At 56.7% G+C, this 20,647-nt stretch carries 19 protein-coding genes and 1 pseudogene; 11 read left to right on the forward strand and 9 right to left on the reverse strand.

Annotation, left to right across the window (positions count from 1 at the left end):
• The first annotated feature begins 2 nt into the window (after nucleotides 1-2).
• From FJ147_09425 to FJ147_09455, 7 genes and pseudogenes are all read left to right on the forward strand, one after another.
• Nucleotides 3-1,370, forward strand: coding sequence for a TIGR01777 family protein (locus tag FJ147_09425; protein MBM4256104.1), 1,368 nt, complete (start codon nucleotides 3-5; stop codon nucleotides 1,368-1,370).
• Nucleotides 1,371-1,405: 35 nt separating this feature from the next.
• On the forward strand, nucleotides 1,406-1,741 hold the full coding sequence (locus FJ147_09430; GenBank protein MBM4256105.1) for a VOC family protein: 336 nt from the start codon (nucleotides 1,406-1,408) through the stop codon (nucleotides 1,739-1,741).
• Nucleotides 1,738-2,997: an FAD-dependent oxidoreductase gene (locus FJ147_09435; GenBank protein ID MBM4256106.1), complete on the forward strand. Its 1,260-nt coding sequence runs from the start codon at nucleotides 1,738-1,740 to the stop codon at nucleotides 2,995-2,997. The genes FJ147_09430 and FJ147_09435 overlap by 4 nt, the downstream gene beginning before the upstream one ends.
• Before the next feature lie 323 nt (nucleotides 2,998-3,320).
• Nucleotides 3,321-3,458: pseudogene (locus tag FJ147_09440) on the forward strand (aldo/keto reductase).
• A 393-nt stretch (nucleotides 3,459-3,851) separates the two neighbouring features.
• Nucleotides 3,852-5,321 (forward strand): apocarotenoid-15,15'-oxygenase, encoded by a 1,470-nt coding sequence (locus FJ147_09445; GenBank protein ID MBM4256107.1) that lies wholly within the window; start codon nucleotides 3,852-3,854, stop codon nucleotides 5,319-5,321.
• 153 nt (nucleotides 5,322-5,474) lie between these two features.
• Entirely contained in the window at nucleotides 5,475-6,113 is a 639-nt protein-coding gene (locus FJ147_09450) for a glutathione S-transferase family protein (protein MBM4256108.1), read from the forward strand.
• Nucleotides 6,114-6,264: 151 nt separating this feature from the next.
• Nucleotides 6,265-7,239 carry an alpha/beta hydrolase gene (locus tag FJ147_09455; GenBank protein MBM4256109.1) on the forward strand — a complete coding sequence of 325 codons (975 nt, stop codon included), beginning with the start codon at nucleotides 6,265-6,267 and terminating at the stop codon, nucleotides 7,237-7,239.
• 77 nt (nucleotides 7,240-7,316) lie between these two features.
• Here the strand turns inward: FJ147_09455 and FJ147_09460 are convergent, their stop codons facing one another.
• Nucleotides 7,317-8,018, reverse strand: coding sequence for a TetR/AcrR family transcriptional regulator (locus tag FJ147_09460; protein ID MBM4256110.1), 702 nt, complete (start codon nucleotides 8,016-8,018; stop codon nucleotides 7,317-7,319).
• Nucleotides 8,019-8,424: 406 nt separating this feature from the next.
• On the opposite strand from FJ147_09460, the gene FJ147_09465 reads away from it, so the two are divergent.
• The 3 genes from FJ147_09465 (at nucleotide 8,425) to FJ147_09475 (ending at nucleotide 10,695) form a co-directional block, all read left to right on the forward strand.
• Nucleotides 8,425-8,763 (forward strand): hypothetical protein, encoded by a 339-nt coding sequence (locus FJ147_09465; GenBank protein ID MBM4256111.1) that lies wholly within the window; start codon nucleotides 8,425-8,427, stop codon nucleotides 8,761-8,763.
• Nucleotides 8,764-9,317: 554 nt separating this feature from the next.
• Nucleotides 9,318-9,758, forward strand: coding sequence for a hypothetical protein (locus FJ147_09470; GenBank protein ID MBM4256112.1), 441 nt, complete (start codon nucleotides 9,318-9,320; stop codon nucleotides 9,756-9,758).
• A 400-nt stretch (nucleotides 9,759-10,158) separates the two neighbouring features.
• Complete coding sequence (locus FJ147_09475; GenBank protein MBM4256113.1) at nucleotides 10,159-10,695, forward strand: fasciclin domain-containing protein; 537 nt, start codon at nucleotides 10,159-10,161, stop codon at nucleotides 10,693-10,695.
• Between the two features lie 313 nt (nucleotides 10,696-11,008).
• Here FJ147_09475 and FJ147_09480 read toward each other — a convergent pair whose 3' ends face one another.
• From FJ147_09480 to FJ147_09515, 8 genes are all read right to left on the reverse strand, one after another.
• Nucleotides 11,009-11,509 (reverse strand): Csp1 family four helix bundle copper storage protein, encoded by a 501-nt coding sequence (locus tag FJ147_09480; protein MBM4256114.1) that lies wholly within the window; start codon nucleotides 11,507-11,509, stop codon nucleotides 11,009-11,011.
• A gap of 98 nt (nucleotides 11,510-11,607) precedes the next feature.
• Complete coding sequence (locus FJ147_09485) at nucleotides 11,608-13,806, reverse strand: TonB-dependent receptor (protein ID MBM4256115.1); 2,199 nt, start codon at nucleotides 13,804-13,806, stop codon at nucleotides 11,608-11,610.
• Nucleotides 13,807-13,896: 90 nt separating this feature from the next.
• Entirely contained in the window at nucleotides 13,897-14,436 is a 540-nt protein-coding gene (locus FJ147_09490; GenBank protein MBM4256116.1) for a hypothetical protein, read from the reverse strand.
• A 145-nt stretch (nucleotides 14,437-14,581) separates the two neighbouring features.
• A complete protein-coding gene (locus tag FJ147_09495; protein ID MBM4256117.1) occupies nucleotides 14,582-15,808 on the reverse strand; it encodes a hypothetical protein in 1,227 nt (408 codons plus the stop codon).
• Between the two features lie 40 nt (nucleotides 15,809-15,848).
• Nucleotides 15,849-17,210 carry an amidohydrolase family protein gene (locus FJ147_09500; GenBank protein MBM4256118.1) on the reverse strand — a complete coding sequence of 454 codons (1,362 nt, stop codon included), beginning with the start codon at nucleotides 17,208-17,210 and terminating at the stop codon, nucleotides 15,849-15,851.
• Nucleotides 17,211-17,221: 11 nt separating this feature from the next.
• Complete coding sequence (locus tag FJ147_09505; GenBank protein ID MBM4256119.1) at nucleotides 17,222-19,372, reverse strand: TonB-dependent receptor; 2,151 nt, start codon at nucleotides 19,370-19,372, stop codon at nucleotides 17,222-17,224.
• Entirely contained in the window at nucleotides 19,354-19,773 is a 420-nt protein-coding gene (locus FJ147_09510) for a helix-turn-helix domain-containing protein (GenBank protein ID MBM4256120.1), read from the reverse strand. Before FJ147_09510 ends, FJ147_09505 begins: the two co-directional genes overlap by 19 nt.
• Nucleotides 19,774-19,800: 27 nt before the next feature.
• Entirely contained in the window at nucleotides 19,801-20,220 is a 420-nt protein-coding gene (locus tag FJ147_09515) for a hypothetical protein (GenBank protein ID MBM4256121.1), read from the reverse strand.
• 177 nt (nucleotides 20,221-20,397) lie between these two features.
• Here FJ147_09515 and FJ147_09520 point away from each other — a divergent pair.
• Nucleotides 20,398-20,647 (forward strand): hypothetical protein (locus FJ147_09520; GenBank protein ID MBM4256122.1); only part of this gene is annotated, 250 nt, incomplete at its 3' end.

The raw sequence follows: 20,647 nt of genomic DNA on the forward strand, positions 1-20,647 counted from the left end.
CGATGGAAACGTACGTTCGTCGTACGCAGATTGGCGCACCCGCCGAAGAGGTCTTTCGCTGGCATGCCCGTCCTGGCGCCTTTGAGCGCTTAACCCCACCGTGGGAACCGGTCGAGCTGGTCGCACGGCAGGGCGGGCTTGAGGATGGTGCTCTGGTCGTGCTGCGCATGGGTATGGGGCCGATCAGTCAATCGTGGGTGGCAAGACATTCAGACTATGTGGAAGGACGGCAGTTCCGCGACACGCAGGTCGCTGGCCCGTTTACCCACTGGGCGCATACCCATCGCTTTGCACCAGACGGGCCGTCGGCGTGTTCTCTCGAAGATCACATCGAGTATACGCTCCCGCTCGGGATCCTTGGTCAGTTGGGAGATTCGTTTGTTCGCCAGAAACTTGACCGAATGTTTACCTATCGGCATCGCATCACAAGCGACGATATTGCGGCGCATGCACGCTATACGGGGAAGCCCATGAACATCTTAGTGAGTGGTACTAACGGTCTCATCGGCCGCGCCCTCGTCTCGTTTTTGACTACCGGTGGTCACAACGTCACTGGCTTGGTGCGATCACAGCCGCGTGCTGAGTCGCACGACATTCTCTGGAATCCACAACAGGGCATTACCGACGCTGCTCGCTTGGAAGGGTTCGATGCCGTCGTCCACTTGGCAGGAGAAAACGTGGTCGGACGGTGGACCGCGGAGAAGCGCGCTCGGATCCGTGGCAGTCGCGTCACCGGAACCAGACTTCTCTGCGAGGCGTTGGCACGACTCTCCTCACCACCCAAAGTGGTGGTCAGTGCCTCGGCGATTGGCTACTACGGCAACCGTAACGAGGAGATGCTCAACGAAGACAGTGGCGCAGGGCACGGTTTTCTTCCTGAGGTGTGCCACGCATGGGAGGAGGCGACGCGACCAGCGGCGGAGCAGGGCATTCGCGTCGTGACGGCCCGCATTGGCATTGTCTTGAGTCCGAGTGGCGGCGCCTTGGCAAAAATGCTGCTGCCTTTTCGTCTTGGCGTTGGTGGCATGGTCGGCACAGGAGAGCAATACATGAGCTGGGTGACGCTCGACGATACAATCGGCGCGATCCACCATGCTTTGATTACTGACTCGATACAGGGGCCGCTGAATATCACGGCACCACGACCGGTCACCAATAGTGAATTCACTGCGACGCTGGGGCGCGTATTGGGTAGACCCACCTTCGTGCCGCTACCAGCGGCGGTCGCACGCCTGACCATGGGTGAGATGGCAGACGAGCTGCTCCTCTCCAGCACCCGCGTGCTGCCACAGAAATTGGAAGACACCTACTATCCGTTTCGCCATCCAGACTTAGAGGGCGCGCTCCGTCATGTGTTGGGAAAGGTATGAACGCCTGAGCTGCTGACACCGTGAGGAGGGAAATAGTGGAACCGGAAAGACAGCATCCTTCGCGGGACAGGATCGATCACCTGGCTGTGGTCGTGTCAAACATCCCGCGAGCGGTCGCGTGGTACACAACGCGCTTCAACTGCACGGTTGCCTATCAGGATGAGACGTGGGCGTTACTCGAATTCGCGAACACACAACTGGCCTTGGTGACGCCCGGACAGCATCCGGCGCATTTTGCACTCGTCACCCCAGATGCCGCCAGGCTTGGCCCACTGCAACGACATCGAGATGGGACGCAGTCGATCTACATCGGCGACCCTTTTGGCAATGCCATTGAATTGATTGGACCAGTATCGGAGGAAACGACATGACACCCATACCCGAAGTCCTGATTGTCGGAGCTGGCCTGGCTGGCTTGAGCTGCGCCCGACGGCTCGCAGCGCTCGGGATTCCGTATCAGATTTTGGAAGCCTCCGATGCTGTCGGCGGCCGCGTGCGCACAGATCACGTAGAGGGATTTCTACTTGACCGTGGGTTCCAGGTCTTGCTGACCGCCTACCCAGAGGCGCGACGCGTCCTCGACTACACGTCACTCGATCTCCGATCCTTCTATCCAGGCGCGTTGGTGCGCTTCAACGGACGGTTTCATCGTGTGGCAGATCCGTGGCGCCGACCAATCGACGCCGTGACCCATGTCTTCTCGCCCATCGGCACCTTGTGGGATAAGTGTGCGGTTGCCCGCTTGCGGCACCGCGTACGCGCAGGCTCGATCGACGAGCTGCTGCAACGGCCAGAAACCACTACCCACGCAGCACTGATCAACGCTGGGTTTTCCGATGCGATGATCGGGCGCTTTTTTCGTCCGTTTTTTGGGGGAGTCTTTCTCGATCGTGAATTGCGGACCACCAGTCGCATGCTCGAATTCGTGTTTCGCATGTTCTCACAGGGAGAGATAGCGGTGCCAGCGAGCGGGATGGGAGCCATCGCCCAACAACTCGCGCGCAGTCTTCCGCGCGAAACGATCCGGCTTCAAACGCGAGTGAAAGGGATACAAGAAGGAGCAGTGTTCCTTGATTCTGGAGAGCGGCTCCATTCGCGCGCAGTCGTCCTCGCGACAGACGGCGCGACAGCCGCACAGTTACTCGATACGCAGGTTGTGCCACATTCACAGAAAGTCACCTGTCTCTACTTCGCTACGCCGAAGCCACCACTCGCCGAGCCGATCCTCGTCTTGAACGGAGACGGGCAGGGGGTGGTGAATAGTCTCTGTGTTCTTAGTGCAGTGGCGCCGACGTATGCACCGCCAGAGAGTGCGCTCGTATCCGTGACCGTGTTAGGAGACCCAGCTGCGAGCGATCAGGAGCTAGAAACAGCGGTTCGTTCCGAGCTTGCCACCTGGTATGGCCATGACGTCCATCATCAGTGGCGACATCTGCGGACCTACCGTATTTCCTATGCCCTACCGCAACAGTATCCGCCCTCCCAGGTCAGCACTGACTATCCGGTACGGATACGACCAAACCTGTTTGTCTGTGGTGACCACTATGGCACCGCTTCGATCAACGGTGCGATGGAGTCTGGCCGCAAAGCAGCAGAGGCGGTAAAAGAAGCGTTCGAGCAACGCTAGCGAATGCGCAGCTATACGAGTCCTATTAGAGATGAAGACGCCAGAATGCAGACCACCCTTCGACCCTTCGACAAGCTCAGGACTCAGGGTGAACGGGTCTCCGTGTTGCTCGCGCTCCCGTTCATGCTGAAGTCCTGAGCCTAAATCAGTCCACAAAAGATTGGTACACTTGGTTTGTCACCCTAAGTGTAACGAAGGGTCTCTCCGAGAGATTCTTCGCTGCACTCAGAATGACACGGCCAAAGGGCTCTCGTATAAAGTGTACAAATGTTCTGTGGTTCGATTTAGCTGGGCAGTGACATCGGAGTTTCTTCATTTGCAAGAGGTTGAAGGAGAACTTTGACGTCTCCACCCTTCCCGAAAACGCCATGCGGGAGATGAACGAAGGAATCACGCTGCGGGTCAGGCTTAATACCGTTGTGGAGACCGGCATTCCCGGGTTCATTCCGAGAGGAAATTGAGGTGGAGACAGCAATCACTGTAACAGGTCGTGTGATAGAGGTCATGCGCTGTTCACGCTCCCCTGCTACGACCAGCCAGTGTCATGAACTGAGTAGACGAGGCAATGCCCTTTGCATCTTCAAGCCATAGCATATGGAGGTCACGATCATGGCTACGTTTGGGGCTGCGTAGATAACAAATAGTGATATTCCCCTCGTCTTCATCTAAAGTTTGCGACAAATCCGCCATTTTGACACCTTTTCATCCGATCTCCGATTTATTGACACATCGTCAATTTTTCTCTCTAATGCGACTTGTAAGCGAACTGAACAATCGCGCGCGGAATGCATCTCGGAGTGTGTCGCCGCGGCGGCTCCACAACATTCAAGTCCATCGTTAGGGGGAGACTTACAATGATCGTCAGAGAACAGTCGCCAGTTGTCGTAACTTTACAGCCAAGCAATCACCCCTACCTCAACGGCGCTTGGACGCCTCAGCACACCGAGGTCGATGCAACCGACCTCGACGTCATTGAAGGTGCGATCCCGGCGGACCTGGATGGAATCTACCTGCGCAACAGTCAGAACCCAGCGCAGCAGCCGCTTGGGATCTATTTCCCCTTCGACGGGGACGGCATGATTCATCAGGTCGACTTCCGCCGCGGGCGAGCGGACTATCGCAATCGCTTTGTCCGCACACGAGGGTTTCAAGCGGAGCAGGAAGCGAGGCATTCGCTTTGGAGGGGACTCTGCGATCGCGGTCGCGACATGTCGGAGCGGCCGGGAGTAGGCCCCTTCGATCTTTTGAAGGACGCATCCAGTACCGACATCAAGGTGCACGCTGGCAAAGCACTGTCGATGTTTTACCTGTGTGGCGAAGGCTACCGCCTGGACCCGAATACACTGGAAACGCTGGGAATCGAGGGCTGGGTGCCGATTGACGGTCTCTCTGCTCACTCGCGAGTCGACGAGAACACCGGCGAGCTCATGTTCTTCAACTACTCGAACCGTGCGCCTCACATGCATTACGGAGTCGTCGACAAGCACAATCGCGTTCTCACGTACTTTCCCGTGCAACTACCGGGTCCGCGCATGCCGCACGACATGGCCTTCACCGAGCACTGGTCAATCTTGAACGACTTGCCGCTTTTCACCGATGCCGAGGCCGTGGCCCGCAAGAGTCGCAAGATGACGATGCATTGGGATGTGCCCTCACGCTTCGCACTGGTGCCCCGTCGCGGACCGGCCGACGGCATCCGCTGGTTCGAGGCCGCGCCGACCTACGTGCAACATTGGGTGAATGCATACGAAGACGGCGACGAAGTGATCCTCGATGGCTATTTCCAGGAAGATCCGTTGCCTAAGCCGCCTGAGGGTACCTCCGGGGGACTCGGCAACATGCTGGCAACAATCGACCTGCATCTCGTCAAGAGCCGACTGCAGCGCTGGCGCTTCAATCTCGCAACTGGGATGACACGCGAGGAGCGGCTGGACGACCGTATCTTGGAGTTTGGCACCTTCAATCAACGCCATGCTGGCAAGAAATACCGCTTTGCGTACTCATGCACCTTCGAGCCCGGCTGGTTCCTGTTCAAAGGCTGGGTCAAACACGACCTGCAAACCGGCAAGAGCTGGGAGTTCAAGTTGCCGCCCGGCGTCTATTGCAGCGAGTCGCCGTTCGCGCCGCGCCTGGGAGCAGTGGAGGAGGACGACGGCTACGTCGTCAGTTTCCTGATCGACGAAAATACCAAAACTTCAGAATGCTGGGTGCTCGACGCGAAGCGTATCCAGGACGGTCCGATCGCTCGCGTGGCACTGCCGCATAAGATTTCGAGTGGAACGCATTCGTGCTGGGCCGGAAGAGAGCTGCTCGGCGCTCGTTGAGCCAAGGTAAACAATGGACACTACCTACGAACTGATCCGCTCCACCGCTGAACGCACTCCCGAACAAACTGCACTGGAATTCTTGCCCGAGGCCACACGGTTCGAGATCACAGTCGCACCATCACAGTGAACATTCGCTAAGGACCATTCACCATGCTGACCCTCTATTTCAGTCCCGGCGCTTGCTCGACCGCTTCGCACATCGCATTGGAAGAAATTGGACTCCCATACGTCGAGAGGCGGACGGTTATCGAGAAGGGTGAGAACAAGGTCGAGGCTTATCTCAAGATCAATCCGCGCGGCCGAGTGCCGGCGTTGGTCATCGATGACGGCCGCGTTCTCGTTGAGAACACTGCAATCCTCATTTATCTGGGGAGGCGATTCCCGGAGAGCGGACTCTTGCCGACCGATCCGTTTCAAGAAGCGCTGTGCATTTCGACGATGGTGTGGTTTTCGAATGCGGTGCATCCGTCATTCACTCACTTCAGGCATCCCCAGCGCTTCACGGAGGACGCCGCCGCGCAGCCGAGCGTGAAGGAAATGGGCAACAAGAACTTCTGGACCTACTGCCGGGAGATCGATTCACTGCTCACAGGCAAGGACTGGATCATAGGGAAAGAGTTCTCAGTCGCTGATTGCTATGCGCTTGTCTTTTATGCCTGGGGTGTCATCGCCAAGCTGCCGATGAACGAACTCGGCAGCTACACGGCCTTCAAGGAGCGCATGTCGGAGCGCCCTGCAGTACGCAAGGTACTCGAGAGCGAGCGAAGCGTGCTCGTCAGGGCCGGCTGAGCGGAACAGCTAAAGGCATTGTGGGTAGCCAAATGAACTCTTATTCAATGCAAACTGTTGAAGGCCTCTCCCGCATCGAAAGCCATGTCCCACCCACTGATCGATATCCTAGCCGTACGCATAGAGGCTCCTTCTGAGAAAGGTTTGGCCGATGCATAAGCCCTCTGGTCTGATTCTCAATGCTGCGTGGTTCGATCCACGAGCTGTTAGCGCAGAAACCCAGGCCTTTAATGAAAGATTCGAACGAGCCCTCACCAATATACCAACGATACTAGATGTACCCCCGCAGGTCGTGCGTCAAGCACGTGAGAGCGGCGCGTCTTTCTTTGGGCCGATCATCAGATCGCCGAAAGGTGCGGAGCGCTTCATCAACGGCCCTGTCGGCCAAATTCCCTTACGAATCTTCGCCACCCCCAATGCCCGTGGCGTGCTGTTGCACATTCACGGCGGCGGCTGGACGTTCGGGGCGCACGACCATCAGGATCCGTTCCTTGAAAAGCTTGCGGAGCGTACCGGACTCGCCGTGGTCAGCGTGGGCTATCGATTACTGCCAGAGCATCCTTATCCTGCAGCGTCCGACGACTGCGAGGCCGCCGCGCTTTGGCTCATTGCAAATGCCAGGCAAGAGTTCGGCTCGGATCGACTGTTCATTGGCGGAGAGTCAGCTGGTGCCCACCTTTCGGCGGTGACCCTGCTGCGGCTGCGCGACAAGCATGGCGTCACATCCTTTCACGGCGCGATGCTGACGTATGGCACATATGACCTCACAATGACGCCGAGCGCGCGCCGCTGGGGGAAGCGCAATCTGATTCTTTCGACTCCGATCATCAACCAATACTATGACTGGTACGCGCCAAATTCGTTGCGCGGCGAGCCGGACGTCTCACCACTCTATGCCGACCTTGTTGGGCTTCCCCCGGCCCTGTTCACGGTCGGGACATTGGACCCTTTGCTGGACGATACGCTGTTCATGGCCAGCCGCTGGTGCGCTTCGGCTGGACACGCCGAGCTGGCGGTCTATCCAGGAGGGATTCATGCTTTCAATTCGTTTCCGATCGATATCGCACGTTCGGCCAATGCGAAGATACGCTCGTTCCTCAACGAGCGTATCGAGGCAACCAGCTAACTAACTGAGAGCAGCCCAACAACTTGATCACAAGCGCAGTCGCCCGCTTGAGATCATGCCCTCTCGGCCACTCGCAATCAGTCTTCATCTCCTGCATTGACGCCGACAACGGACATCAACCGCGACTTCATCATCGCGATGAATTCATCGACGATTTTGAGCTGCTCTCGTTTCGGCCGCCTCATCGCGAAGTCGAAAGTCGGTACGGTCAACGATTGTGTCAGCTCGATCGTGGTCCGGATCGCGCAGTGATCCGCCTCTGGCGCCAATTGCCTGAAGCGTGCACACACTACATCTGCCCGGCGACTATTGTATTCGTCATCGACCCTGCGCAACGTCGTCAGGTAACGGGCCCTTGCGTATAGTCCGCGGGCGCTTGGAGTATTGCGATACTTATCCCACGCAAGGTGTTTGCTTGCCGCGTAACTCTCAATCAAATCCCGTACAGTATTCGCCTCCTCCACCATTGCTTTGGTCTTTTCGAAGTAGTCGGCCATGAGGCGCCACAGGAGCATCACGAGGATCTCGTCGATCGACTTGAAGTAATGGTAGATCGAGGTGTGCGTGATGCCGGCGCGCGTGGCAATGTTGACCATGCTGAGGCTGTCATTTCCCTTCGCCACGAGCGCCTTTTCAGTTGCCAGCAAAATCGCGTCGATCCGGTCCTGCGCTCGTTGTTGCATAACCGAGCGCCTCAGCTTCGGCTGGCCTAACGGGGCTGACTGGCGTGTCGCCCCGCGGTCCTTTACAGCGTTTCTCGCGAAGTTCGTTCTGTGCATTCTAAATCAAACCAGAGGAGATTGGCACAGAGGCGCACACGCTGATAGATCAAGAGTTGTGACATCTTTGAATCGATCAGTGAGGAGCTGCTGTGCCGAGACCTACGATAGTGGAGATTCCCCTGGAGGAGCAAGTCCGCATGCGGGCTGAATTACGCCGCGCCCGGTATGGGTACCTCTTAGCGCTTCATTTGTTACACCTGTGTGCCCTGGACGGACACCGAGCGAAGTGGCGGCGGTGCTTTTTTGTTCGCGTTCCAGTGTGTATCGGGTCGTCCGGGCCTACCGGGCCGGAACGCTCACCTTCGAGGAAGGAAACGAGCGAGCCCCCCAGCAAAGACGGCTGCGCCTGCTCACCCCGTCGCTGAAACGTTCGGTGTGCGCCCTGCTCAAGACTGCGCCTCGGATGTTAGGATGGTGTCGCACGCGGTGGAGTTGCGTCACGTTAGCCGTGGAATTGCGGGTGCGGCGGGGAATTACCGTATCGGCGGAAACTCTGCGCCACTGGCTTCATGACTTGGGCTGGGGATGGAAGCGCGCGAAGGTCGCGGCCAGGGATGATGATCGCGAACGGGTGACGAAATTAGCGCGGATTTGCCTGGCGTTCGAGCAATTGCGCGCGGGCACCGCGCTGTTCTTTGCCGACGAGTTGGACCTCAATGTGTTGTCCAAGGTCGGGTATCAGTGGATGCCCAAGGGAGAACAAGTGGAAGTGCTGACGCCCGGGACCAATGAGAGGCGCTAACTGGCCGGTGCCTTGGATATCACGATCGGAACGATCATCCACTGTGTGTGATATCGCAAACAGACCGGCCTGTTTCTTGACCTGCTCGATACCTTCATCGCACGCACCCCGCGCCGCTCTTTACGTACCTCACCGTCGTCGCCGACAACGCCAAGATTCACAAAGCGGTCAAAGTTCAGCAATGGCTCGCCACCCATCCGCGGTTTGAGGTGCTCTACGTACCACCTACTGTCCGCTGGCCAATCCGATTGAGCGAGCGTTTGGGGACGTCCACGACAAGTGTACCCGCAATCATACCCGCAAACGCATCTGGCACCTGGTGCAGGATGTGAAACAACATCTACGCCGCAACGGTCCGTGGCGCTATGCGCTCTCCGCGATCTATTATACGCCTGAGGTGACTGCTGCGGTCGCAACGCTGCAAGCGGCACTCTCTACACCTGCTGAGATCTCACAACTTGCCGCCTGAGTGTACGAATGTCGCGGGGTTCGATTTAGTCGCAGGATCGAAGCATGAACGGCGCACCTATCCACAAGTGAGGGAGGAAACCTATATGATCATTGTTCTCCTAACGCATGTAGCGGCCACCTGGACGATGGTCGGCCTCATCTGGTTCGTCCAGATCGTTCACTATCCGCTCTTTGCCCAGGTCGGAGCGGACCAATTCACTGCATATGAAACGACCCACAATCGCCTTACGACGTGGGTCGTTGGTCCGCCGATGCTCATTGAAGTGGTCACTGCCTTTCTGCTCGTACTGGTGAAGCCGGAGCAGATCCCAGCCAGCTACGTATGGGGTGGCGTTCTCCTCGTGGCTATTATTTGGGGCTCAACTGCACTCCTGCAAGTACCGCAGCACGAGATCCTCACTCGTGGTTTTGCTGCGGACGTACATCGCTTTTTGCTGACCTCAAACTGGATACGGACCATCGCTTGGACACTCCGTGGGGTGCTCGCACTCATGATGCTCGACTGCCTGTTACGACCGCAGTAAGTAACGACCAACATCGCGAACACGCGAATATCACAGATTGATAGTTCATTCGCAACGGGAGCAACTATAGGTGAATCACGGCCTACAGCGTAGCGACGGCAACAAGCGAAACGAGTAAAATAAATATTCAAAATCTACTCAATATATTGACAAAAGAAATTTTCTCGTTATCTTAATACTGCCAGCGCGAGGAAGGGAATGACTTCTCCTGTCCTCTGATTCTGTCGCGCTGTTGAGGAGCGACATTCTACTACCGAACGGAAACAAACATGCGCAGCGCCGGATGTTGTCAGAGACATCGAACACATCGCAGGCGAAATGACCGTGGTCCACCGCGATCATTTCTCTGCCGAGCGTGGGATCGTGAAGTATCAACCGCTTTACCCAAAAGGAGAACTGTATGTTACGCAAAGTATTCGCTGTTGTTTTCATTGCCGGAGTGCTGTTGTGGAGTTCGGCTGTGCCTGCGTTGGCCCATGGCATCTCGGCCGAAGCACGGACGTGTTTAAAAACCGATCCCGTCCAATTCCAAGGAACTATCGTTGATGCGGCTGTTGCAACCGCTGACTTCAGTACGTTGGTTGGTGCACTGCAAGCCGCCGGGTTAGTCAGTGCGCTACAAGGTCCTGGCCCATTCACCGTCTTCGCACCGACGAACGCCGCGTTTGGCAAAATTCCGGCACCGTTGCTGCAAGCCATTGTCGGCGACACGCAGCTGCTCACGGGCGTATTGACGTATCACGTTGTGCCGATGGGCACTCGTCCACGCCGTTCGAGCCGAGCGAAAGAGGTTGATAGTCTACAGGGACAAAGTCTCTTCCTCTCTGTCTATGAGGATGGTGGGCGCGTCAATCAATCGAATATTGCCTGTCAGGCGGTAAAAGCGACCAATGGCACGATCTACGTGATCGATAGTGTCCTGTTACCGCAGTTTTAACCTCAACGCTCCTCTGCGACCCCACCAGAAGACCCTCACTGATTATCAGACTCCGCGCCAGGCGATTGTCTGGCGCACCCGGTATATCACAGCTGGTTCTTCAATAGTCACTCGATTGATTGGCATCGTCTGTCGCGCCTATACGTTGCAAATGCGGCTCGGCTCTCAGGTCAACTTTACGCCTGACGCTCAACGTCGCTGTACCCAATGGACCGCCACCTCGTGCATCAGTTGGTTTTGGTGCAGCCAACGAGTCTTTGGTGATCCGGGCTATTACAGGTCAGGTTTCATTGGCAGCAGGGTTTCCTCTGTCTTAGGCAACCAGCTTCTTGCACGCAGTGACCACCTTCGCGCAGGCGTCCGCCGTCTCTTTGCAGATGGCGTGCTTTTGTTCATGTTTGCGACACTCTTTCTCACACGCTTCGCAGACAGGTATACACACGCTCGCGAGCGGTTTCAGATAATCAGATTCCGCCGCCGCCAGACTGGCCAATGCGTTACATACGGTGATCATGTCTTGAATGCGCAGCGAGCATAGCGCTAAGGAAGTATCACCCGAGGTGAACAAGCTCATAATATGCTTTTGACACTGTTGCCCCCAACCCACGCAGTTGAGCGTGACGTCGACGAGGTCATGATACTTGCCGTGGGCGGCATGTTTTGTGTGGTCCTCTGCGTGGGCCAACGCGGGTGTCATCGCTGCAAAGAGGCCTGCCGCTGCACTTCCTAGCACGGTGCGGCGGGTGAGTGCTGCCGCAGGAGCGTGTTGTTCATGTCGTGGTCCTTCCGTCGTCTCTGTCATACGTCCCTCCATTCACACTAGGCATGTTACCAGACATAGCACTCGGAGGAGCGGGACACTACTCCGAGTGGGAGAGATGTGAGGAGGTGTGTGGAGGAAGCGCGCAGGTTTCAGAAAAAGTACGTCAACCCACCGCGCAAGGTGATCGGATATCCTGGCACGAAGTTGACGTCTTCCACGCCTTCACCGGAACCATCGGTCGGACAGCGCGGGTCGACACCAACTTCTCGCCTGACGCAGGAATTGGTGGCAAACTGCGTCTGGCGCCAATCGACATCGGCGAGGTTCAATACCTGGACTGATGCTTCGACGTTCTGCCACCGGTAACGGAGAATCACGTCGAGTAGCAGGTAGCCACGCGCGGCGAGACTGCGGTCCTCATTGGCTGGTCGATCATCCAGAAACCGGGCGCGGAGCGCCCCGGAGAAGCCGTTATCAAGCAACGCGGTGAGTCCGCCGTTCATCAACAGTGTCGGTGCCAACGGAATGGCCTCGCCACTGACACGGAAACGTGGGTCGGCGAAACTCAGATCGAAGTCAGCAAGAAGCCACGACAAGATGGAGTACCGCGCCTCAAAATCCACGCCCCAGCGTCGCGTCGGACCACTGGCTTCAGTTGTGCCTTCATCGCCAACGAACACTAACTCGCTATCGAGATCGAGTGTCCACAGCGCGGCGGAGAGATCGAGACTCTCCCACAGTCTGGTGCGGACACCAAGTTCTCCGCCCGTCGAACGGGTGAGCGGTTTCCCACCAGCTTGAACCGCATCGCGGGCATCGTTGGAATGATACCCCATGCCGAAGTTGAGAAAGACTTCCATTTCACGCCAGAACGGGTTGTGAAGAAATGGCGTGAGAATCAGACTGGCTTTCGGGTTGACGATGCCGTCGGTCGTGTTGCCGCGAATACGAATGGCGTCAGTTGCACGAGCAGGCAAGCGATCATTGACATCAAAGAGAAAGAAATCGCCGCGCAGCCCGACCTGAAACCGCAGCCATTCGCGCAGGAAAAACTCTTGTTGTAGATAGCCACTGAATGACCGTTCTTCAATGTTGACCTTCGTGGTCGCCGCCAATCGCTGCCGTTGCTGCTGGCGAAAGAGACCGACATCGGCATCATCGTTGCGGGTTTCAAAACCGATGGTGGTTTGGGTCGGGATGCTGCCCAGGTTCCACAGCCGGTTGTAGCGTAGGCGGCCACCGTAGAGGACGCGGCTATCATCTTGTGCAATACCGTCGCCGCGCACCGGGTCGCCGAGGAAGAAGGTGAAGTTGGAGAAGAGTTTCAGTTTATAGCGGCTGCCGTAGAGCTGCACCAGCCAGCTTTCTTGCGCACTGGGAGTGTACGTGTAAACGAGGTTCACATTTTGCCGGTCAGACGTGCCGCCTTCACTCGGGTCGAGAGAGCCGAAGCGATCGAGCCGCCGCGCATGCACTTCACGCACGGGAATCTGTCCCGAGGCATCCCAATCGCCGTCATGCGCAGAGAACCAGAACGAGAGTTTCGATTCAGGCGTCGGATCGAGGGTGAACTTGCCGAAAAAATTGTAGCGACGGTAATGTTCCGGGTTCTTGTAGGGACCGTCGCTGAAATACACCTCTGCAGCCAGGAGACTCTGTATGGGGCCGATTTTGGGAGAGACCAGACCGGTGTACCGCATGGTGTTGAAGAATCCACCAAGTGCTTGTATCGAGTTCTCTGCCGCATTCTCTCTGGTGACGAAGTTGACTGCGCCAGAGTTTGCCAAATTGCCCCATGGCACGAAATACGGACCTTTGTAGAGTTCTACGCGTTCGATAGTTTCGGGGATGAGAAAATTCTGATCCGCATACCCTTGACCGTGGGCGTGACTGACCATGTTGACCGGCACGCCGTCGACGAAGAGCGCGACGTCAGTACCGTGATCATTGTCAAAGCCGCGCAGAAAGTACTGCATCGCTTTCCCGCCACCGGCGTGTTGCCCAGCCACGAGGCCGGGGAGGTTATTGAGAATTTCTTGTGTCGTAGTATGCGGTCGCAACTTCAAGTCACGGGCGCGAATCGTTTCCGATGATGCGGCTTGTGTAGGCCGCCGCTCGGTTACTGTGAGTCCTTCCAATCGCGTGGTGGGTGGAGCTGTATTGGTGGTCATGCGAGGGTTAGCCGACGCATTCGCTGCAGCCTGTGCCAGTTGCAGTTCCGCTGTCGAGTGTTGCTTGGACTGTTCGACTTTCTCGTCCTTGTCATTGGCCGTACGTTCCTGAGCCCAGACGGGTCCACAGACGAGCGCTACCAGGGCCAGGACGCACATCCGCTGTATCACGTGCATAGTGATTCCTTTCGATGGGTTGACGTGAGCCGGACGCGCCCCTGCGCAGACGCAGTGGTGACAACGCCGACTCAATCGACAAACTATCAGTTAGATAAACAAGGAATGCGTCGCGCTGGGAGGAGCACGGGGTTGACAGACCGGCAGAATGCGGAGGAACGGAAACGTGTGGACCAACACTGGCAAAGGAGGAGCTGACAGTGTTGGAAGAAGCAGCGCGAGCTGCGTGGCAGTAGCGTGCTGGAAGACATTGACCGCATGCCAGTGCATGCCAGGCGAAGTTTTTGGTTGGTGAAAAGCGACTTTTGCGGGACGCTCTTTTTTCGCCGTGACTTTGTGATGATGCGCGTGTGCGTGTGAGTGCGAGCGGTTATGGAGGTCGTGGGCGGCGTGGTCGTGATGGACATGTGGCTGCGGATGCGAATGTTGTGATGCCGGATCATCACGATGGGTGTGGAGCAGGGCGGCTGGAGATTCAGCGAATTCAGCATGGACGTGCGCGTGCTCGCCGCCCGCATGGTCATGGCGCAGCGCGCCAACCCGTGGGAGCCCAAGCGACAGGACAAACATGCCGATCAGGGCGACGACAAAGCTTCGAGACTGGAGAGTGTTTGTTCTCAGGGTCTCCACGTGGCGCTCACTCTGTTGCTGCGTGCGCAGATGTTCCCTTCATGCTTACGACCGTTGCCACAGGTTTGGATGTTGGCAGCGGACCGACTATCCCAGTGGTTGCCACCGTTGACGAGACACTGCTGCATCCGCTTTCTTGTCTGTATTAGCGGTCAGGTAACTGTATGGTCTGGATGATCGTCTTAGTCAATGGGAACTGCTCTTCATGCCAGGCGATGACGAACACGCCACTCGGCGAGACGGTGAGATCTGGAGCGTAGGCTTTGAGGGCTGGGGACAGGCTCTGCACGGCACTAAATGTGCGCCCGCCGTCAGTCGTATAGCGCATCAGGACTCGACGATGCACGGCGGTAGAGTCCTCCCAGACCACGACCGTGCGTCCAGCCGGATCGGTCGCCATACGCACGTGATCGGGAACCGAGCCACGTGAGGTATCAAGGCGCAGTGGTGAGGAGAACCGTTTCCCATCCTTGGACGTAGCAAAAAGTATTGCTGGCTGTTGCTTGGCGCCCTCGGTGTACCAGGTCGTGTACACACGCCCCTGCGCGTCGATGCCGACCGTCCCGCCTCGATGCGGACAGGCGTTGAGCTGCCAGCGGTCTTTATGCACACGTGTAGTTGGCGAGAACGAGAGACCGCCATCGCTGGAGAGACGTACCGTCATGTCACGAATATCCGTAGGGAATACCGTGCGCCAGAGGACCGCAACGGTGTTGTTGGGACCAGTCGTCACATGCGAGCGGCAACACACACAGGTGTTACCACCAAGGGTGACGACCTTCTCTAGCTGTGATCCTTGTTGACCAACACGGGCCAGATAGGTCCCCGCTTTGTCCCATCCTTCGCGTGTATCAATCCAGGAGACAACGACGGTTCCGTCCACAGTGACTGCCAGGTCTTCGAACGAATGAGAAATCGGTCGATCTTCATTGATACGCAGATGGCTGTCGAAGCGTTGTCCGCCGTCAAGCGAGCGCGAGAGGCGCACATCCGAGGCGAACAAGGTCCCTTCTGGTTTAGCTTTGGCTGAGGACCAAGAGACATAAATCTCACCGTTTGTTCCGAGCGCAATATCAGGCGATTGATGCAGCGAATCGACGGCCATGCCGTCAGGATTGACGCGGACAACTTCAGTGCCTTTGCCGTCTTTGGTAAAGCGCGTGACATAGAGATTGTTGGTGTGGTCGTCGTGCCGCGCCCAGGCCATAAATACGTCACCGTCTCGACCAGCAGCGACCGCCGTGCCTGACAGTTCCACTTCGTGCCCTTTCCCGGCATGTGTGAACTCGGCTCGTGCACCACGGGTGAGTTCTGCGGCGTGCGTGGCCGCCGCCTGCAGGCAGAGAAGTGTGAATATAATTAGCCAGATCATGGGAAACTCCTTTGTCGTGATGAATCGAGCACTTACCCCGTCAGTTGGTTGGTAGGGTAAGTACAGACCCTTGCTTCACGCGCTGCGTGATCTGCTCCACGCAGGCAAAATCATTAAGCGGATTACAACGTAGCACGAGAAAACTGGCTTCTTGGCCCTCGGCGAGCGAGCCAATCGCGCGGCCTGGAAAGATTGCCAGCGGCGTGGCCTCTGTCCACATTTTCAGCAGGGTGCGATTATCGAATACGCCCAAGCGGTGCAGGTTCAGTGCTTCTGGGACCGACGTCTCGTCGTGGTCGCTGCCGATGGCGAGCTTAACGCCGTGCTGGTGGAGTACCCGCAAGTTCTGTTTTTGCTGTCCTTCTATCGCTGACACGAGCAATGCCTTGTCTTGACCGTGCCCACCTGCATGTCCATGTTCGCCGCCATGCCAGGTGTGGCTCAGTCGTGTGGTGGTGACGACGGTCACGTTATTCTTGGCTGCGAGTGCGGCATCGTCATCGCTGATGTGCGCTTGCTGCGCCTGCGCTGGACTCGTGATGGCAAACCCAGGGAGATGGGCGATTTCATCGACCCCGGACACCAGTGCGACATGAAAATCACTCGCAGTTTCGACATGCGCGGACACCCGTAATCCTGCTGCATGAGCTCTGGCGACAATCATGGGGACAAAGAGCGGATTCACTCCTCTCCGAACGTGCCGATCAGCGGCATTGCGATGCTTCTCAAAGTTTTCTGTAGACGCCAAGTACACTTTCACAAAGTCTGGTTTGCGCGCCATGATCTGCGGCCACCGCTCACGTAGATCGGCTTCACTATCAATGATGAAATAGGCGCGGTTGGCAAACCAGCCCGGCGCTAATTCCCCGACCACCGGGGCATACCGCATCGTGCGTAACACGTGCTCGTATAACGCAATCGGCCAGCCGCCAGAGGTGGTCAGTCCGCCATTGGCAAAGGCAACATCCATACTGGTTGGATGGTTAATCTTGTCACGGATCTGCTCGGAGAAGTCGGGAATGTTGTTCGGATTCTTGACGTAGAAGACGCCGGCTTTCAGGTACGTTTGGATGACGGCGTCGATGTTCCATGCTCCTTCGACGTTATGGTTATGGGCTTCGCCGAAGGGCGGGATGACAAAACCCTGCGTGAGGTCCCTCTCGACATCAACACGGTGTGGTTTCATCCGTGTTAGGCGACCGTTCACGATATACACAGTCTCAGTGCGGAACTCTGTGCCATTGAACCACTGGCCGTTGACGAAGGCTGAGGTTGTACTCGGCTGGGAGGCTGATGACGACGACTGTGCTGCCGCCGTCATGCCACCAAGCGCACGACAAGTGATACACACGATCAACAGATGCCACAGGGCAGAAGCACTGCGGCGGTGAGCTATGCGCATTCGCTTCTCCGTTACTGCCAGCGATAACTGATCCCACCGTAGAATGCACGTCCGTCACCCGGTTCGATGAAGCGGCCGTTGGCATCATCAACAATCACGCCAGACATATAGTCCTTGTCGATCAGATTCCGGGCTTCAAAGAAGAGGTCGAGGTTCCACGGCTTATACTGGTAGCCGAAGCGCAAATTGACCAGGGTGTAGGGATTGGTGCGGACCGTGTTCTCGCTATTGGCGAAATAGCCCGTGGGAATCACTTGCACATTGGGCGCGAACCAAAACCCCAGCGGATTGTTGTAGCGGAGTTCGCTATACAACGCGTGCTCTGGCGCGCCAGGAATATCGTTGTTGCCAAAGTTCACGTCGTCAACAAAGACAAAATGTGACCACGTGTAGGCCGTGCGGAGCCGCAGCGTATCACCCAGTGTGTATCCTCCAAGCAAGCGGTTCACATCTTTGACCAGGAGCGCGTCCACCGCGAATTCTGCGCCGAGATGACGCGAACGATCAATATTGCGAAAGCGCGGGATGGTAAACGGCGCGTTGGGAAACGGTTGGATATTGACGTTCTGAATCTCATCCCACAACTCGATGTCATACACCGCCATGTCCCACCACAGCCACTCATTCGTGGTGCTACGTGTACCAATCTCGAATTGCCAGGCTTTTTGCGGATTCAGCAAACGCAGGTCACTGCTGAGCTGTCCTGGCGAGGTAATTTCCAGCAACAATGGTGGTTCATAAGCGCGACTGGCATTGCCGTAGACTTGTACGGTGGGATGCACGTTCCACACAAAGCCGACTTTTGGGGACACGTCCACGTACTCGATGGAATTCGAACTGCTGCCGTCGCCAAGGAACGCGTCATCAATCGCACGGCGCACATACTGTAAACGCCCGCCGACAAGTACCATAAAGCTATTAGTCAGGCTGAGCTGTTCCTCGACATAGAGGCCCATGGACGTGGCTTTGTTCATTTGATCGCGGCCTTTCGCCCCATGATTGCCACGTACATTCTCGAACCATTGCTCAACCTGGCGTGTTTGATGGTATTGCAGCCCCACCGTGAGCCGGTTTTTGTAACCCGCAATGGGGGCGGTCAGCTGATACCGTGCTTCTGAACCCCAGTTGTAGGTATTCTGATTGATAACGGCAAAACTCAGCGGATGTTCGAGATACTGATCATTGAGGTGCGTAAACCAATCGAGGGTTTGGGTGTCGCTTAAAGGAATCGAAGCCGTGAAAGCCCCGCGATAATAATCAAAATCGCGCGCTTCTTTGGCGGCGACATTGTTGGGGTTACGTTGTCGTGGATTCTGCTTGAACTCCTCGCGGGTGAGCGCGCCAGGGATATTTTGGTCACTCCGAGTATAGTTCAAATCAAGTCGTAGCGTCGTGCCATTGGCAAGACGATAGCCAAAGCTGCTATACGCGCGTCGGCGGGTCAACTCGCTGTGCTGACGATAGCCATCCTGGCTCGTATGGGTCAACCCAAGGTAGAGATCAAAAGGGCCGGAGGTATACCCTGTTGCCACGCTATACTTCATGAATCCGAATGACCCGCCTTCCGTGCGCAGCTCAAACGGTCGATTGTCTTCTCCAGTACGTGTGACCAAATTGATTGCTCCGCCCAGAGTGTTCACGCCAAAACGCAAGGCATTGGCGCCTTTGTAGACTTCGATGCGCTTAGTGGCGAGTAACTCCGCCGCTTCACAATCCCCAAAGCCATCGGCATTGTTCAAGGGGAACCCATCAATCAACAGCGTTAAACCGCGAAGATGATAGTTGTTGCGCAACCCTGAGCCACGAATGGAAATCTGACTCTCGTCGGCGACATTGCCAAAGCGCGGTCGCACCATGACGCCCGGTACGAAGTCCAGAACGTCTTGCAAAGCAGTCGCTCGCGTTTCACGAATCTCTTGGGAGCCGATCAGCGCAACACCACCGGGTGTACGTTGTAATTCTTTGCGTGCTTGCTCTTCGGTACGAGTGCGCTCTGGCACCTCTGCACTGCTTTCTACGGTCACTGCAGGGAGCTGCACCACGCCCTTTTGCTCTTCGCCTATAGCATAGCCAGCGTGTAGGAAACTACTCACGACGAGGGCGAGCAGGGTACCAATCACAAGTTGTTGTTTTCGTAGTGTCTTCATCGATATGTTCTCCATTGTGTGTTGTTACTGGTGAGCCCGCCGGTGCGATATTTTCGTAACCATTGGGTGAGAGTCGTGCGGTGAATATCAAGGTCAGCCGCAATACGCTGGCGCGAGTAGCCTTGATGCACCATCACCACGGCCTGATAGCGGCGTTGTAGACGTTGATTCGCAGTCGTTTCTAAGGCGTGTGTCAGTGCCCGATGTTCTGCCGTTCTTAAACGAATATGATACATAGCCGCTCCGGTGCTATTGCCCGAATAGTCCGTGATATTGATGCGTTTCGCGGTAATCGACCGCCGCATGTGAGCAAAGTCGCTTGCAACGCACTTGTCAGCCAGCGAAACGTCGTCGTGAGAATGTCTATGCGCGTACGGTCCAGCACCCGACTGCGGTTGCAGACGGACGTTTACCATCAACTGAAGAGCATGAAACTGCGGACCTTACGCGGAATGGAGCGAGGCGAGGCGAGGAGGGGGATCGGGAGGCGGGATAATAGAAAAGAGAATCACAAGATGCGGTTCCAGGACCGCAAAGCGATTCGTGGAAACCGTCAGAAGTCGATATGCCGGTGGCACAAGGAAATGGGTCCCCTCAGGGGGCGATGCTGTGGGTGAAGACGACTGTGGACAGGCGCAGCGCAACGCAGGAGTATGCTTTGTGGTTTGCTGTTCATGACAGTGATGACGCGAGGTGCTGTGATGGACGCCATACATCAGCGGACAATGCGCGCCGGTGGTAGCCGCGAGCTGGCAGCGTCGAGCACAGTCGATCACCCCACGCCAACCCAACGACGGCGGAGCAAGAGACAGCAGTGCCAACACCGCAGCTATTGAAGTACGAAACGATAGCGTACGCCACATGCGACTCTGTACCCGCTCGTTGTGTAGCAGACCAGTCAGAGGAAGTCCACGCCAGAGGCAAAAGAGTCGCAGGAATCGCCACCCTAGCTCGCTGAGTTTTCAACTCTCACGGTGGAGCTGAGAGAACTGCGGCATTGCAATTACGACAGAGTTCGGTCACTCTACAGCTTGGGGAACATGGACGATCTGGTGCGTAAAGTATTAAGAAAGTGTTTTTTAATTCGTATTTTCCGTCGTCACCATCCGCAGCGTGCGCCGGATACTGGCCAAGTACACCATAGCGTCACTGGAAACGGTGGTATGTTCGAAGTCCCGACACAAGCGCCGCTAGCGCCCCAGCCAACCGAAGGACCGCTCCACCACCCAGCGGCGGGGCAACACGGTAAAGCCTTTGGCGTCTGCCGAACGGCGCACCACCTCCAAGCGC

This window comes from Deltaproteobacteria bacterium, from assembly GCA_016874775.1.
Lineage (GTDB): Bacteria > Desulfobacterota > Binatia > Bin18 > Bin18 > VGTJ01.

Coding starts and splice junctions, on each gene's coding strand:
- FJ147_09425 (MBM4256104.1), top strand. CDS start 3: ATGGAAACGTACGTTCGTCGTACGCAGATTGGCGCACCCGCCGAAGAG.
- FJ147_09435 (MBM4256106.1), top strand. CDS start 1,738: ATGACACCCATACCCGAAGTCCTGATTGTCGGAGCTGGCCTGGCTGGC.
- FJ147_09445 (MBM4256107.1), top strand. CDS start 3,852: ATGATCGTCAGAGAACAGTCGCCAGTTGTCGTAACTTTACAGCCAAGC.
- FJ147_09450 (MBM4256108.1), top strand. CDS start 5,475: ATGCTGACCCTCTATTTCAGTCCCGGCGCTTGCTCGACCGCTTCGCAC.
- FJ147_09455 (MBM4256109.1), top strand. CDS start 6,265: ATGCATAAGCCCTCTGGTCTGATTCTCAATGCTGCGTGGTTCGATCCA.
- FJ147_09460 (MBM4256110.1), bottom strand. CDS start 8,018: ATGCACAGAACGAACTTCGCGAGAAACGCTGTAAAGGACCGCGGGGCG.
- FJ147_09465 (MBM4256111.1), top strand. CDS start 8,425: ATGTTAGGATGGTGTCGCACGCGGTGGAGTTGCGTCACGTTAGCCGTG.
- FJ147_09470 (MBM4256112.1), top strand. CDS start 9,318: ATGATCATTGTTCTCCTAACGCATGTAGCGGCCACCTGGACGATGGTC.
- FJ147_09475 (MBM4256113.1), top strand. CDS start 10,159: ATGTTACGCAAAGTATTCGCTGTTGTTTTCATTGCCGGAGTGCTGTTG.
- FJ147_09480 (MBM4256114.1), bottom strand. CDS start 11,509: ATGGAGGGACGTATGACAGAGACGACGGAAGGACCACGACATGAACAA.
- FJ147_09485 (MBM4256115.1), bottom strand. CDS start 13,806: ATGCACGTGATACAGCGGATGTGCGTCCTGGCCCTGGTAGCGCTCGTC.
- FJ147_09495 (MBM4256117.1), bottom strand. CDS start 15,808: ATGATCTGGCTAATTATATTCACACTTCTCTGCCTGCAGGCGGCGGCC.
- FJ147_09500 (MBM4256118.1), bottom strand. CDS start 17,210: ATGCGCATAGCTCACCGCCGCAGTGCTTCTGCCCTGTGGCATCTGTTG.
- FJ147_09505 (MBM4256119.1), bottom strand. CDS start 19,372: ATGGAGAACATATCGATGAAGACACTACGAAAACAACAACTTGTGATT.
- FJ147_09510 (MBM4256120.1), bottom strand. CDS start 19,773: ATGGTAAACGTCCGTCTGCAACCGCAGTCGGGTGCTGGACCGTACGCG.
- FJ147_09515 (MBM4256121.1), bottom strand. CDS start 20,220: ATGTGGCGTACGCTATCGTTTCGTACTTCAATAGCTGCGGTGTTGGCA.